Raw genomic sequence first — 15325 nt, forward strand, 5'->3', positions numbered from 1 at the left:
CGTGGCCTTCGATCTTGGCGCCCATGGCGATCAGCATCTCGGCCAGGTCCGAAATCTCGGGCTCTTGCGCGGCGTTTTCGAGCACCGTCTCGCCCTCGGCCAGCGCGGCGGCCATGAGGAAGTTCTCGGTGCCCGTCACCGTGACCATGTCGGTGGTGATGCGGGCGCCTTTCAGGCGCGTCCAGCCTGCGGGCAGCTTGGCGATCATGTAGCCGTGTTCGACCACGATCTCGGCGCCCATCGCAGCCAGGCCCTTGATGTGCTGGTCTACCGGGCGCGAGCCGATGGCGCAGCCGCCAGGCAGCGACACCGTGGCTTCGCCAAAACGCGCCAGCAGCGGGCCCAGCGCCAGCACCGAGGCGCGCATGGTCTTGACCAGCTCGTACGGGGCCTCGGGGGTGTTGAGTGCACCGGCATCGATGCGCACGGTGCCATCGTCGGCGCGCTCTGCGGCCACACCCATGTTGCGGATGAGCTTGAGCATGGTGCTCACATCCTGCAGCTGGGGCACGTTGAGCAGCGTGACCGGGTCGGCCGTGAGCAGTGCGGCACACAACTCCGGCAAGGCGGCGTTCTTGGCGCCAGACACCAGCACCTCGCCTTGCAAGCTGCGTCCGCCACGAATGAGGAGTTTGTCCATCTCAAAAAACCAAAAATATGAATGAAAATGGCCTCTAGCGCTTATCCATCAAGCGCTAGCAGCTATCAATAAGTGAGTAACTATGCGGTGAACTCTTGGGGGCTTATTGCCCCTGCGCCGCCCACTCGGCGGGGGTGAAGGTCTTCATCGACAGCGCATGCACTTCGTCGGTGTGCATTTTGGCGCCCAGCGTGGCGTACACGCGCTGGTGTCGCTGAATGGCGCGCTTGCCCTCGAAGTCGGCCGAGACGATGGTGGCATACCAGTGGCGGCCATCCCCTTCCAGCGTGATGTGTTCACAGGCAAGGCCCGCAGTGATGATGTCTTTGAGTTGGTCTGCAGTCATGTCAGTTTCTGATTTTGTAGCCGATGCGCAGCAGATGCACTGCCAGGAAGCTCACCGCCAGCCAGGCCGCGCCCAAGATGGTGAGGCTGAGCCAAGGCGAAGTATCGCTTTGACCAAAAAAGCCATAGCGGAACCCGTCGATCATGTAGAAAAACGGGTTGAGGTGGCTCACGGTCTGCCAGAACGGTGGCAGCGACTGGATGGAATAGAACACGCCCGAGAGGAACGTCATGGGCACCACCACAAAGTTCTGGAACGCCGCGAGTTGATCGAACTTGTCAGCCCACAGGCCAGCAATCAGCCCCAGGGTGGCCAACAAGCCCGCCCCCAGCACCGCAAACGCCAGGATCCACAGCGGCGCTGCAAACTCCGGCCGCGCAAACGCCAGCGTGACCACAAATACGCCCAGCCCCACCACCAGCCCGCGCACCATGGACGAGCCCACATAGGCCACAAACCAGGCCCAATGCGACAGCGGCGTGAGCAGCACAAACACCAGGCTGCCCATGATCTTGCTCTGGATCAGGCTTGACGAGCTGTTGGCAAAAGCGTTCTGCAACACGCTCATCATCACCAGGCCCGGCACCAGGAAGGCGGTGTAGCTGATGCTGTCGTACACCTTCACATGGTCTTCCAGCACGTGGCCAAAGATCAGCAGGTACAACACGGCCGTGAGCACGGGCGCAGCGACGGTCTGGAAGCTGACCTTCCAAAACCGCAATACTTCCTTGTAGAACAGGGTTTGCCAGCCGGTCATAGCGCGACCTCTTCCATGGAAATGTTGGACGCCGACGTTCCCGACATGACTTGCAAAAACACATCCTCCAGGTCTGGCCTGCGGATCTCCATGTCGTGCACATCCACACCGGCCACGCGCAGCGCCGCCAGATGGCTTTCGATCTCGGCAGCGTCGTGGGCGGGCAGTTGCACGATGCGACCTGTCACCCGCGCCACCATGGCCAGCGCGGGGGGCAAAGCGGCATCCGTCTTGAACTGCAGGATGCTGCCTGAGGCCGCCTGCAGCAGCTCGCTCGTGCGGTTGAGCGCCACGATGCGGCCCGACTTGAGCATGGCGATGCGGCCACACAGGGCCTCGGCTTCTTCCAGGTAGTGAGTGGTCAGCAGCACGGTGTGGCCTTCTTTGTTGAGGCGCGCCACAAAGTGCCAGAGGGTCTGGCGCAGCTCCACGTCCACGCCCGCCGTGGGCTCGTCCAGCACGATGATGGGGGGCTTGTGCACCAACGCCTGCGCGACCAGCACGCGGCGCTTCATACCGCCCGAGAGCTGGCGCATGTTGGCGTTGGCCTTGTCGGTGAGGCCCAGGTTTTCGAGCAGTTCGTCGATCCAGGGGTCGTTGTTCTTCACGCCAAAGTAGCCAGACTGGATGCGCAACGATTCGCGCACGTTGAAAAAGGGGTCAAACACCAGTTCTTGCGGCACCACACCCAGCTTGCGCCGTGCCTCGGCATAGTTCGCCTGCACATCGCTGCCCTGCACCAGCACACGGCCGCCGCTGGCGCGCGCCAGGCCCGCAAGGATGCTGATAAGGGTCGTTTTACCGGCACCATTGGGGCCGAGGAGTCCGAAGAACTCGCCCTCCTCTATGTCCAGACTGACCTGGTTCAGTGCCTGGAAAGGGCCTTTGGGCGTGTCAAAGGTTTTGGAGATGGCTTGGAATGAGACTGCTGGCATGAGCCCATGATTTTACGACCTTGCCCCGCACCGCGCCGTGCGGCCCGCCGATGGCCTGACGAGGCGGCAAAAGCTGCAGCGGCGGGCAGGCGTCGCGCCGCCGCCCACCCGGCGCCTTAGGGTCAGGTTGCCGGGGCCAGCAATCCATCCACCCCATACAAACCCGCCATGCCCATCAGCCCGGATGGCAGGCCTTGCACGGAGAAAGACTTGCCCAGCGACAGCGCCTCGCGGCGGCATTCCAGCAGCACGGCCAGGGCCGAGGTATCAAACGCCGTCAGTGCGTGGGCATCGACCACCACGCCGGGCTCGCGGTGCACCTTGAGCCCCTGCATGAGCATGCCAAGGCACGCCGTGGCCTGCCGGTGGGTAAGTTCGGGGGGGAGGACCAACATTGGAGGCAAGTCTGGATAGGCCGGAACGGTCCATCAACCCTTGCTGGCGTTGGTCTTGTTGCGGGCCGCCAGGGTTTCGATGAGTCCGTCGATGCCCTTGGCATTGATCTCCTGGGCAAACTGGCCGCGGTAGGTTTCTACCAGCCACACGCCCAGGACATTCAGGTTGTAGATCTTCCAGCCAGCGCCCTCACCCGGGGTTTTTTCCAGGCGGTAGTCCAGCTGAATCGGGTCGCCCCGGCCCACGATTTCGGTACGGACCAGCACGTCTTTGTCTTCAGCCGCCGCGCGCAGGGGCTTGACTTGAATGGACTGATCGTTCACCTGCGCCAGCGCACCCGCATAGGTGCGGACCAACAAAATCTTGAATTCGTCCTGCAGGCGTTTTTGCTGCTCCGGCGTGGCCTGGCGCCAGCCCGGGCCCACTGCCGCAGCCGTCATGCGGCGAAAGTTGACATTGGGCATCACGGTCTTGTCGACCAGGGCGATGACCTTGTTGATGTCTCCGCCCTGGATGGCTTTGTCGCCCTTGACGGTGGTGAGCACGTCGGCAGACAGGCGCTTGATCAGCGCGTCGGGGGCCTCATCGGCAGCCAGGGCCGTCAGCGGCAGGCCCAGCGACATGGCGGTGGCCACACAGAGGGCCATGTGCCCCAGGGTACGTCGGTTCATCGTGTCCTCTACTTTCCATCAGAACGGGGAAACGCCCGCGTTCATTTCATTGTGGTGGCCGGGGCTGCATCTCATGCGTCGCTGCGGTTGCGGAATGCAAGCAAGTGCAACACGCGCCGCCCCCGGTGGCCGCTGGCAAGGCTGCCAGAGCGGTTGTGGCTTATTTGGCAGGTGGTGGCTCGGGCGGCAGAACGCCATCATTGGCGTTGCGGTCCTCTTGCGCCTGCACGCTCTGGGATTCTCCGGCCTGGCTGCGAACTTGCAGGAACACGTCCCGGGTGAAGCTGTACTTGTCGAGCGCCGCGCTGTCCAGCACGTTGCCCGCGCGCAGCAGATTCGAACGCACTTCCACCGCACGCAGCGCATACAGAGAATTGCGGGCAGACACCGGGTCGACATAGCTCACCAGATTGCCCTTCATGTCGATAGGAAGTGCAAAGGTATCGCGCACGGTGGAGGGGCCCAGGATGGGCAGCACCAAATAAGGGCCCGTGTTCACACCCCAACGGCCCAGCGTCAGGCCGAAGTCCTGTCGGTATCGGTCAATGCCCAGTTCGCTGGCCACATCCAGAATGCCTCCCAGCCCGAAGAACGTGTTCACGTTGACGCGCATGAAGGTGGATGCCGCCGCTTCGCCGCGCAATTGCAGCACGTTGTTCACAAACGACCATACGTCGCTCAGGTTTGCAAAGAAGTTGCTCACCCCGGTGCGCACGGGCGCGGGCGTGACGTCCTTATAGGCAATGGCCACGGGCTTGAGGACCATGGCATCTACCTGCTCGTTGAAGTTGGTCATGCTGCGGTTGTACGACTCCAGCGGATCGCGGGGGTCGGGGTTTGCCACCGTGGCGCAGCCCGAGAGCAGCACGATGCCGAGCACCAGGGCAAGCCAGGTGGCCATGCGGCCACGGCTTGAAAGGGTCCCGGCAGCAGAAACCAGGTTCGTGGGTTTTGAATTCATCATTTTTTATCACCTGCCCCAGTGGGCTTACCGCCATCTTCGGCTTGTCTGTACAAAAATTGTCCGATCAGATTTTCGAGCACCACGGCCGACTGCGTCGCCGTGACGGTGTCGCCCGCGACGAGATTCTTCTCGTCCGCACCGGCTTCAATCCCGATGTACTGCTCACCCAGCAGCCCGCTCGTCAGAATCTTGAGAGAGCTGTCCTTGGGGAACACATAGCGGTCTTCCAGCGCCAGAGTGACCCGCGCCTGGTAGATCTTGTCGTCGAACGTGATGGACTCCACACGCCCCACCAGCACCCCCGCACTGCGCACCGCCGCCTGGGCTTTCAGCCCACCAATGTTGTCAAAGCGCGCCGTGATGCGGTAGCCGGACTGAAAACTCAGGCTCAGCAGGTTGGCCGACTGCAGCGCCAGAAACACCAGTGCCGCGGCACCCAGCATGACAAACAGGCCAACCCAGAGGTCGTTTTTGGAGCGTTGCATTTGTATTGGATTCCTCTTCACCTGCCAGCGTCGCCAGCGTCAGATACTGAACATCAGCGCCGTCAGGACAAAGTCCAGCGCCAGCACCGCCAGGGAGGCCATGACCACAGTGCGGGTGGTGGCCCGCGACACCCCCTCTGGCGTGGGCTTGGCCACATAACCCTGCAGCAGCGCCACAAAAGTCACCGTGAAGCCAAACACCACGCTTTTGATAACCCCATTGCCCACGTCTTTCCACACATCCACACCGCCCTGCATCTGGCTCCAGAAAGCGCCTGCGTCGATGCCGATCATGAGCACGCCCACAATCCAGCCACCAATGATGCCCACGGCACTGAACACTGCCGCCAACAGGGGCATGGTGATGACACCCGCCCAGAAACGGGGCGCCAGAATGCGGGGCACCGGGTCTACCGCCATCATTTCCATCGCACTCAGCTGTTCGCCAGCGCGCATCAAACCAATTTCGGCCGTCAGCGATGTTCCTGCGCGGCCTGCAAACAACAACGCGGTGACCACCGGCCCCAGCTCACGCACCAGCGACAGCGCCACCAGCAAACCCAGGGCTTCTGATGATCCATACCGCTGCAGTGTGTAGTAACCCTGCAGGCCCAGAACAAAGCCCACAAACAGGCCAGACACCGCAATGATGGCGAGCGAGTAGTTGCCCAAAAAATGCACTTGATCGCGCACCAGAGCAGGCCGCCGGAACGCGGCCCCGAACAACCGGACCAGCCGCCCAAAAAGGCGTGCAGCCATGCCGATATCGGCAAGCTTCGCCCGAACAGCAAAACCCACGTCGGAAGGCTTATACCAGCTCATTGCTTGCGCCCCTCGATGGGACCGAAATCCTCAGCAACGCCCGGGCCAGGATGGTGGAACGGCACAGGCCCCGTGGGGAGCGCATTCACAAATTGATGCACCAGCGGATCGGTGCTGGCACGCACCTCTTCAGGCGTGCCCTGCGCAGCCACCACGCCTTCACCCAGAATGATCACGTGATCTGCAAGCCGAAAGGTCTCTTCCAGATCGTGCGACACCACAATGCTGGTCAGGCCCATCGCGTCATTGAGTTGCCGGATCAACTGTGCGGCCGTGCCCAGCGATATGGGGTCAAGCCCCGCAAAGGGCTCGTCGTACATGACGAGTTCCGGGTCCAGCGCAATCGCTCGCGCCAGGGCCACACGCCGTGCCATGCCGCCGGACACCTGGCTGGGCATCAGGTCCCGTGCGCCCCGCAACCCCACCGCATGTAACTTCATCAGCACCACATCGCGGATAAGCTCTTCCGACAGATCCGTGTGTTCACGCAGCGGAAACGCCACGTTCTCGAACACGCTCAGGTCGGTGAACAAGGCGCCAAACTGGAACAACATGCCCATCCGCCTGCGGACGGCATAGAGGCCCTCCGCGTCCAGGCGCCCCACGTCATGCCCGTCAAACAACACTTCGCCGCTCTGCGCCCGCTGCTGTCCACCAATCAAACGCAACACGGTCGTCTTGCCGCCCCCCGATGCCCCCATCAGCGCCGTGACCTTACCCCGCGGCACGGCCAGCGTGACGTCGCGCAGGATCACACGATCTCCGTACGAAAACGTGACGTTGCGCAACTCGGCAAGAAGGGAAGGCTCAGACATTCAGCAGGATGGGCTCAGGAATTTGGGGCTGGTGCGGGCGACCATGCGGGCGGCGCAGACAGAAAAACAGCAGCGATGGTAGCCGAGAAATTAAACATACATACATGTATGTTTGCGTTTAAACAGCTGCGCTGAACGCGAGGTACCTGCTTCGCGGCGTCAGGCAAGCCCGAATTGACAGTGATCCCGATTGTGCCAAGAAAGAAATCTGACGGCTTGGAGCGGGCGATGGAGGTAGTGGCGAGGGATATCGGCGTCGCCGCCGATCAGCGTAGCGCCCTATCGCCAAAGCGTGAACCCTACCGGGGCAGGGGTGCCACGCGGCGTGCAACACCCATCAAAAACGGCGCCCCAAGGGCGCCGTCGCTTCGACAAGGAGCGCCCCTTTAGCGAGGCAGGTCCGAGTAACCCATCAAGAATTCATCCACTGACCGCGCCGCTTGGCGGCCCTCGCGAATGGCCCACACCACCAGCGACTGGCCGCGGCGGATATCCCCTGCGGCGAACACCTTGGGCACATTCGTGGCGTAGCCTCCGTCAAAGTCCGTGGTGGCGCGCGCATTGCCGCGGGCATCCTTATCGACACCGAAAGCATCCAGCACGGGCGCCACCGGGCTCACAAAGCCCATCGCCAGCAGCACCAGATCGGCTTTCAGGATCTGCTCAGAGCCCGCCACCTCGACGAACTTGCCGTCCTTGAACTCCACCCGGACCGTCTTGAGACCGGTGACCTTGCCCTTTTCGCCGATGAACTCTTTGGTAGAGATGGCGAACTCACGCTCGCAGCCTTCTTCATGGCTGGAACTGGTGCGCAGTTTGATCGGCCAGTAGGGCCAGGTCAAAGGGCGGTTTTCCTCCTCAGGTGGCTGGGGCATCAGTTCAAACTGCGTGACGCTCACAGCGCCGTGGCGGTTGCTGGTGCCCACGCAGTCGCTGCCGGTGTCGCCGCCGCCGATCACGATGACGTGCTTGCCATCTGCACGCAGCTGGCCTTTGAGCTTGTCGCCCGCGTTGACCTTGTTCTGCTGGGGCAGGAACTCCATGGCGAAGTGGATGCCATCCAGGTCGCGGCCCGGCACCGGCAAGTCGCGCGACTGCTCGGCACCGCCAGTCAGCAGCACGGCATCGAACTCCTTGTTCAGCTGCTCTGGCGTGACGGTTTCCTTGGCCCAGTTGGTGACCTTGGAATCCTTGCCGAGGCCGTCCTTGGCGGCGCCCACAAAGACGCTGGTGCGAAAGACTACGCCTTCGGCCTCCATCTGCTTGACGCGGCGGTCGATGTGCGATTTCTCCATCTTGAAGTCGGGAATGCCGTAGCGCAGCAGTCCACCCACGCGGTCGTTCTTTTCGAACAACGTGACACTGTGGCCAGCACGCGCCAATTGCTGGGCAGCCGCCATGCCCGCCGGGCCAGAGCCCACCACCGCCACCGTCTTGCCCGTCTTGTGTTTGGCAACGCGGGGCACGACCCAGCCTTCGTCCCAGGCACGGTCGATGATCGCGTGCTCGATGGACTTGATGCCCACGGCGTCGTCGTTCACGTTCAGCACACAGGCCGCCTCGCAAGGCGCCGGGCAGATGCGGCCCGTGAACTCGGGGAAGTTGTTGGTGCTGTGCAGCACCTCGATGGCACTCTTCCAGTCAGAGTGGTAAACCAGATCGTTGAAGTCCGGAATGATGTTGTTGACCGGGCAACCGCTGTTGCAGAACGGCGTGCCGCAGTCCATGCAGCGCGCGCCCTGCACCTTCGCCTGGCTCTCGTCGAGGCCGATGACGAATTCCTTGTAGTGCTTCAGGCGCTCGGGCACGGGCTTGTAGCCCTCTTCGATGCGCTCGTATTCCATGAAGCCGGTGGTTTTTCCCATGACGATGTCCTTGTCTATGAATGCTGTGCAGATGTTTGCGGTCGTGCCTTATTTGGCAGGAACCACTTCTTTTTTGGTAGCAGCTACCGCTGGTGTAGCGGACTCCTCCAGCACTTTCCGTTCATAAATTTCAGACAATGCACGCTTGTACTCGGTCGGGAAGACCTTGACGAACTTGCTGCGCGATGCGGCCCAGTTGTCGAGCAGTTCGCGTGCACGCTTGCTGCCCGTCCAGCGGTTATGGTCTTCCAGCAGCTTCTTGAGTTGGGCTTCGTCCGTCAGGCCGTTGTGCCAGATCGAGCGTGGCACCGTGGCTTCTTGCTCGGTACCCGGCAGGATGCGCTCCAGCGTAACCATGGACATGTTGCAACGCGTGTCGAACTGACCGTCTTCGTCATAGACATACGCCACACCGCCGCTCATGCCCGCGGCGAAGTTGCGTCCCGTGCGGCCCAAAACGGCCACCGTGCCGCCGGTCATGTATTCGCAGCCGTGGTCGCCCGTGCCTTCCACCACCGCCGTAGCGCCCGACAGGCGAACCGCAAAACGCTCGCCCGCCACGCCACTGAAGAAGGCCTCGCCCGTGGTGGCGCCATACATCACCGTGTTGCCCACGATGGTGTTGCGCACCGCATCGCCGCGAAAGTCAATGCTGGGGCGCACGATGACGCGGCCACCCGACAGGCCCTTGCCGGTGTAGTCGTTGGCGTCACCAATCAGGTACAGCGTGATGCCGCGTGTGAGGAACGCCCCAAACGACTGGCCGCCCGTGCCTTCCAGCTGGATGCGGATCGTGTCGTCTGGCAGACCCTCCGGGTGCACGCGCGTCACGGCGCCCGAAAGCATGGCACCCACGGAACGGTTCACGTTGCGCGCCACCTCGATGAACTGCACGCGTTCGCCGCCTTCGATGGCAGGCTTGCTGCGCTCGATGAGCTTGCGGTCCAGCGTGTGCTCGATGTTGTGGTCTTGCACATCCACGTGGTAACGGGGCACATCGGCGGGCACGTTGGGCTGCGCAAACAGGCGGCCAAAGTCCAGGCCTCGGGCCTTCCAGTGATCCAGGCCTTGGCGGGTGTCCAGCAGGTCGGAACGACCGATCAGGTCGTCGAACTTGCGGATGCCGAGCTGGGCCATGATCTGGCGCACTTCTTCGGCGATGAAGAAGAAGTAGTTCACCACGTGCTCGGGCTTGCCAGAGAACTTGGCGCGCAGCGCGGGGTCCTGCGTGGCCACGCCCACCGGGCAGGTGTTCAGGTGGCACTTGCGCATCATGATGCAGCCTTCGACGACCAGGGGTGCCGTGGCAAAACCGAACTCATCGGCACCCAGCAGCGCGCCGATGGCGACGTCGCGGCCGGTTTTCATCTGGCCATCGGCCTGCACGCGCACCCGGCCGCGCAGGCGGTTGAGCACCAGGGTCTGCTGGGTTTCGGCCAGGCCGATTTCCCAGGGGCCACCGGCATGCTTGATGGACGACCAAGGCGATGCACCGGTGCCGCCGTCGTGCCCGGCGATCACGATGTGGTCGCTCTTGCACTTGGTGACGCCAGCGGCAATCGTGCCCACACCGACTTCGGACACCAGCTTGGTGCTGATGCTGGCGTGCGGCGCCACGTTCTTCAGGTCGTGGATGAGCTGGGCCAGGTCTTCGATCGAATAGATGTCATGGTGCGGCGGGGGCGAGATCAGGCCCACGCCGGGCACGCTGTGGCGCAGTTTGCCGATGTAGTTGGAGACTTTGCCGCCGGGCAGCTGGCCGCCTTCGCCGGGCTTGGCACCCTGGGCCATCTTGATCTGGATCTGGTCGGCCGAGGACAGGTATTCGGCCGTGACGCCAAAGCGGCCCGACGCCACCTGTTTGATGCGGCTGCGCAGGGAGTCGCCGTCCTGCAAGGGCAGATCGACTTCGACGTTCTCGGCGCCGATCACGCTCTTGAGCGTATCGCCCAACTTGATCGGGATGCCCTTGAGTTCGTTGCGGTAGCGCGCGGCGTCCTCACCGCCTTCGCCGGTGTTGCTCTTGCCGCCGATGCGGTTCATGGCCACGGCCAGCGTGGCATGCGCCTCGGTGGAGATGGAGCCCAGCGACATGGCCCCGGTGGCAAAGCGTTTGACGATTTCCTTGGCGGACTCGACCTCGTCCACGGGGATGGCCTTGGCGGGGTCGATCTTGAACTCGAACAGGCCGCGCAGCGTCATGTGGCGCTTGCTCTGGTCGTTGATGATCTGGGCGTACTCTTTGTACGTGTTCCAGTTGTTGGCACGCGTGGAGTGCTGCAGCTTGGCAATGGCGTCAGGGCTCCACATGTGCTCTTCGCCACGGGCGCGCCACGCGTATTCGCCGCCTGCGTCCAGCATGGTTTCAAGCACGGGGTCGTCACCGAACGCCGCCTTGTGCATGCGGATAGCTTCTTCGGCAATCTGGAACACACCAATGCCTTCGACGCGGGTCGCTGTGCCGGTGAAGTATTTGCTGACGGTTTCGGTGTTCAGGCCGATGGCCTCGAACAGCTGTGCGCCGCAGTAGGACATGTAGGTGCTCACGCCCATCTTGGACATGATCTTGGACAGGCCCTTGCCAATCGCCTTGACGTAGTTGTAGATGGCCTTGTCAGCGGACAGGTCGCCCGCCAGATCCTTGTGCATCTCGGCCAGCGTTTCCATGGCCAGGTAGGGGTGCACGGCCTCAGCGCCGTAGCCACCCAGCACTGCAAAGTGGTGCACTTCGCGGGCGGTGCCCGTTTCGACCACCAAACCAGCGGTAGTGCGCAGGCCTGCGCCCACCAGGTGCTGGTGGATGGCCGACAGGGCCAGCAGTGCGGGGATGGCCACCTGGGTGGCGCTCACAGCGCGGTCGCTGACGATGAGGATGTTGGCGCCGCCCTTGATGGCATCCACGGCCTGCGCGCACAACGAGGCGAGCTTGGCTTCCACGCCCTCACGGCCCCAGTCCAGGGGGTAGGTGATGTCGATGGTGGCACTCTTGAACTTGCCTTGCGTGTACTTTTCGATGTCGCGCAGCTTGGCCATGTCGGCAAAGTCGAGCACGGGCTGGCTCACTTCGAGCCGCATCGGGGGGTTGACCTGGTTGATGTCCAGCAGATTCGGCTTGGGGCCGATGAAGCTGTTGAGCGACATCACGATGGCCTCGCGGATCGGGTCGATCGGCGGGTTGGTCACCTGGGCGAACAGCTGCTTGAAGTAGTTGTACAGCGGCTTGTTCTTGCCGGACAGCACGGCCAGCGGGCTGTCGTTGCCCATGGAGCCAATGCCTTCTTCGCCATTCTTGGCCATGGGCGCCATCAGGAACTTGATGTCTTCCTGCGTGTAGCCAAAGGCCTGCTGGCGATCCAGCAGCGGCAGATCGGCAGGCTGCGGCGCAGCCACTTGCGCGCCCGCATCAATGCTGTCGAGCTTGATGCGCAGGTTCTCAATCCACTGCTTGTAGGGCTTGGTGTTGACGACGTTGGCTTTGAGCTCGTCGTCGTCGATCATGCGGCCCTGTTCCAGGTCGATCAGGAACATCTTGCCGGGCTGCAGGCGCCACTTGCGCACGATCTTGTTTTCAGAAATCGGCAGCACGCCCGATTCGGAACCCATGATGACCAGGTCGTCGTCAGTGATGCAGTAGCGCGAGGGGCGCAGGCCGTTGCGGTCGAGCGTGGCGCCGATCTGGCGGCCGTCGGTGAACACGATGGAGGCGGGGCCGTCCCACGGCTCCAGCATGGCAGCGTGGTATTCATAGAAGGCGCGGCGGCGCTCGTCCATGGTGGTGTGCTGCTCCCAGGGCTCGGGGATCATCATCATCACGGCCTGGCTGATGGGGTAGCCCGCCATCGTCAGCAGTTCGAGGCAGTTGTCGAACGTGGCGGTGTCGGACTGGTCGGCAAAGCTGATGGGGTACAGCTTTTGCAGGTCGGCAGCCAGCACGGGCGAGGCCATCACGCCTTCGCGGGCCTTCATCCAGTTGTAGTTGCCCTTGACGGTGTTGATTTCACCGTTGTGCGCCACGTAGCGGTACGGGTGGGCCAGCGGCCATTCAGGGAATGTGTTCGTCGAGAAACGCTGGTGCACCAGGCCAATGGCCGAAACGCAGCGTTCATCTTGCAGGTCCAGGTAGTAGGTGCCCACTTGGTCGGCCAGCAGCAGGCCCTTGTAGACCACGGTGCGGCTGCTCATGCTGGGCACGTAATATTCTTTGCTGTGCTTGAGCTTCAGGGCCTGGATGTTGGCACTGGCGGTCTTGCGGATCACGTACAGCTTGCGCTCCAGTGCGTCTTGCACGATCACATCGTTGCCGCGGCCAATGAACACTTGGCGCAGGATGGGCTCCTTCTTGCGCACGGTGGGCGACATGGGCATGTCGCGGTTGACTGGGACATCGCGCCAGCCCAGCAGCACCTGGCCCTCCGCCTTGATGGCGCGCTCCATCTCCTGCTCGCAGGCCAGGCGCGAGGCGTGCTCTTTGGGCAAAAAGATCATGCCCACACCGTATTCGCCCGCAGCGGGCAACGTGACACCGACGGAGCCATCCGGCGCAGTGCCTGCCCGGGCCATCTCTTCACGGTACAGCGCATCGGGGATCTGGATCAGGATGCCTGCACCGTCACCCATGAGCTTGTCGGCGCCCACCGCGCCGCGGTGGTCGATGTTTTCGAGAATCTTGAGCGCTTGCGTCACGATGTCGTGGCGCTTCACTCCCTTGATGTGGGCGACAAAGCCAAGCCCGCAGGCGTCGTGCTCGTTACCCGAAGAATACAAACCGTGTTGTTGCAGGTGCTCGATCTCGGCGGCCGTGGTCATGGCGCACTCCTCATGTTTTCGCAGGGAGGGGAAGATTAGTGCATTGCAACATGCTTTGGCAAGCACATTAATTGGGGTCAGAACAAAATTAAAGACCAGATATCAACACACCCAAATTAATTAGGGACATATCAAAATTAATAGCTATCAGCGCTTCACCAATAAGCGCTAGAGGCCAATTTCACTCAAATTTCTTGACTGAGACCGGCCGACCTGCGTGCCCGCGGGCAACGCGGCGCTGCGTGGTTTTTTGTAGCTCTTCTACAAATTTAGGCTGACCCAGCGCCCAGCCGCTCAGCGCAGAGTCCGTCAATGCCGCCTGCTCTTGAGACCCAATCCCCGCTTGAACCAACGCTGCGTAAGCCGCCTCTCGCGCAAATGGCGTGTTGCCCAATCCCCAATAAAGCGTATGGGGCGTCAGCAACCGGTCATGGCGCAATCCGAGCCAATGGGCGTGGCTGGACCAAGCGTAATCTGCGGCCTGCGGCACCAGTCCGGCGCGCACCGGATTCAAGTCCAGGTACACCATGCACGGAAGCAAGTAGCGTTCCGGGTCCAGAACGGTGGAGCGATAGCGCCCCTCCCACAGCGTGCCGGTGCGGCCGTGCCGCCGGTTGAAATGCTGTACGTACCGCCGCCCCACGGCCTGCATCATTTGCGGCAAACCATCGGTCGAGGTGGGCGTCGCCAACAGGTGAAAGTGATTGCCCATCAGCACGTAGGCATGTACGGCCACCGCGTACTTCTGGGCGTTGTCGGCAAGCAATGCCAGCATCAGCCCGTAGTCTTCGCTGTCGCCAAAGATGGGCTGGCGATTGTTACCGCGCTGAATGATGTGGTGGAGATGACCCGGCAGGGTCAGGCGCGGCAGGCGGGCCATGGGTTGTCAGTCCCCCATGGGCTCTGGGTCTTGCACCGCGAAAACCGCAGTCGATGGGATTGATGCGGGCGCCAGCCCATACCGCGCAGCCAATACTTTGTCGAGGCCAAACTCCTCCAGAATGGCGCGCAGCCGCTCGGCTGCACTGCGTTTCTTCTGGCCGGTGTAGCGCGCAATGATCAGCTCATTTTTCATGCTGTGCTCCCAGCCCACCAACTCCGTCACCGTGACCTGGTAGCCGTTGGCTTCAAGGTACAGGCAGCGCAATACATTCGTGACCTGGCTGCCCAGCTCACGGGTATGCAGAGGATGGCGCCACAGCTCGGCCAGCGGAGTGCGCGCTAACTGCAGGGCTTTGCCTTGGCGAAGGCACGCTGCCATCTCAGCCTGGCAGCAGGGCACCAGCACCATCGCCCGAGCACGTTTCTGCAAACCAAAGGCAATGGCGTCGTCCGTTGCGGTGTCACAGGCATGCAGGGCGGTGACGACATCGATCTGGGCTGGAAGCTCTTCGGTATCGGCAGATTCAGCGACCGACACGTTGAGGAAAGACATCCGCGCAAAGCCCAGCTTCTGTGCGAGGAGGCGAGATTTTTCGACCAGCTCGGCCCGGGTCTCCACCCCGTAGATATGCCCTTGTCCCAGTGCCTTGAAATACAGGTCGTACAGGATGAACCCCAAGTACGACTTACCCGCACCATGGTCGGCGAGCGTGGGACCATGACCATTGGCAGAAAGGTCTTCCAACAAGGGCTCGATAAAGTTGAACAGGTGGTAGACCTGCTTGAGCTTGCGGCGCGAGTCCTGATTCAGCTTTCCGTCGCGGGTCAGGATGTGCAGCTCTTTGAGCAACTCTACCGACTGGCCGGGTCGAAGCTCTGACAGCTCTGGTGTCCCACCCTGGGTGGCAGTCATATTCTTTTTAGGCCCGCGATCTTGGGGG

Annotated in this window: 14 protein-coding genes; all 14 read right to left on the reverse strand. The window is 62.3% G+C overall.

The genetic code is table 11. From position 1 onward, the window contains the following. A partial coding sequence (locus ACK41V_RS09565) for a UDP-N-acetylglucosamine 1-carboxyvinyltransferase (protein ID WP_409781188.1) occupies positions 1-640 on the reverse strand: 640 nt, incomplete at its 3' end. Positions 641-743: 103 nt separating this feature from the next. After that, positions 744-986 carry a BolA family protein gene (locus tag ACK41V_RS09570; protein WP_409781191.1) on the reverse strand — a complete coding sequence of 81 codons (243 nt, stop codon included), beginning with the start codon at positions 984-986 and terminating at the stop codon, positions 744-746. A 1-nt stretch (position 987) separates the two neighbouring features. Beyond that, positions 988-1743 (reverse strand): ABC transporter permease, encoded by a 756-nt coding sequence (locus ACK41V_RS09575; RefSeq protein ID WP_409781193.1) that lies wholly within the window; start codon positions 1741-1743, stop codon positions 988-990. Next, entirely contained in the window at positions 1740-2678 is a 939-nt protein-coding gene (locus ACK41V_RS09580) for an ABC transporter ATP-binding protein (protein ID WP_409781196.1), read from the reverse strand. Before ACK41V_RS09580 ends, ACK41V_RS09575 begins: the two co-directional genes overlap by 4 nt. A 122-nt stretch (positions 2679-2800) precedes the next feature. After that, positions 2801-3073 carry an STAS domain-containing protein gene (locus tag ACK41V_RS09585; RefSeq protein ID WP_409781199.1) on the reverse strand — a complete coding sequence of 91 codons (273 nt, stop codon included), beginning with the start codon at positions 3071-3073 and terminating at the stop codon, positions 2801-2803. Between the two features lie 33 nt (positions 3074-3106). Next, the gene (locus ACK41V_RS09590) at positions 3107-3745 is read right to left on the reverse strand and encodes a phospholipid-binding protein MlaC (RefSeq protein WP_409781202.1); all 639 of its coding nucleotides are present in this window, start codon (positions 3743-3745) and stop codon (positions 3107-3109) included. Positions 3746-3905: 160 nt separating this feature from the next. Beyond that, complete coding sequence (locus tag ACK41V_RS09595; RefSeq protein WP_409781205.1) at positions 3906-4646, reverse strand: VacJ family lipoprotein; 741 nt, start codon at positions 4644-4646, stop codon at positions 3906-3908. Positions 4647-4705: 59 nt separating this feature from the next. Further along, a complete protein-coding gene (mlaD, locus tag ACK41V_RS09600) occupies positions 4706-5194 on the reverse strand; it encodes an outer membrane lipid asymmetry maintenance protein MlaD (protein WP_409781208.1) in 489 nt (162 codons plus the stop codon). A gap of 39 nt (positions 5195-5233) precedes the next feature. Next, positions 5234-6016, reverse strand: coding sequence for a lipid asymmetry maintenance ABC transporter permease subunit MlaE (gene mlaE, locus ACK41V_RS09605; protein WP_409781211.1), 783 nt, complete (start codon positions 6014-6016; stop codon positions 5234-5236). Further along, positions 6013-6831 carry an ABC transporter ATP-binding protein gene (locus ACK41V_RS09610; RefSeq protein WP_409781213.1) on the reverse strand — a complete coding sequence of 273 codons (819 nt, stop codon included), beginning with the start codon at positions 6829-6831 and terminating at the stop codon, positions 6013-6015. The genes mlaE and ACK41V_RS09610 overlap by 4 nt, the downstream gene beginning before the upstream one ends. Positions 6832-7217: 386 nt before the next feature. After that, entirely contained in the window at positions 7218-8696 is a 1479-nt protein-coding gene (locus ACK41V_RS09615; RefSeq protein WP_409781216.1) for a glutamate synthase subunit beta, read from the reverse strand. Between the two features lie 48 nt (positions 8697-8744). After that, positions 8745-13502 (reverse strand): glutamate synthase-related protein, encoded by a 4758-nt coding sequence (locus ACK41V_RS09620; RefSeq protein ID WP_409781219.1) that lies wholly within the window; start codon positions 13500-13502, stop codon positions 8745-8747. A gap of 181 nt (positions 13503-13683) precedes the next feature. After that, entirely contained in the window at positions 13684-14382 is a 699-nt protein-coding gene (locus ACK41V_RS09625) for a transposase (protein ID WP_409781222.1), read from the reverse strand. Between the two features lie 6 nt (positions 14383-14388). Beyond that, the gene (locus ACK41V_RS09630; protein WP_409781225.1) at positions 14389-15297 is read right to left on the reverse strand and encodes a class I SAM-dependent methyltransferase; all 909 of its coding nucleotides are present in this window, start codon (positions 15295-15297) and stop codon (positions 14389-14391) included. Between the last annotated feature and the right edge of the window lie 28 nt (positions 15298-15325).

Origin of the sequence: Acidovorax sp., assembly GCF_046291265.1 — a bacterium.
GTDB lineage: Bacteria > Pseudomonadota > Gammaproteobacteria > Burkholderiales > Burkholderiaceae_C > Acidovorax.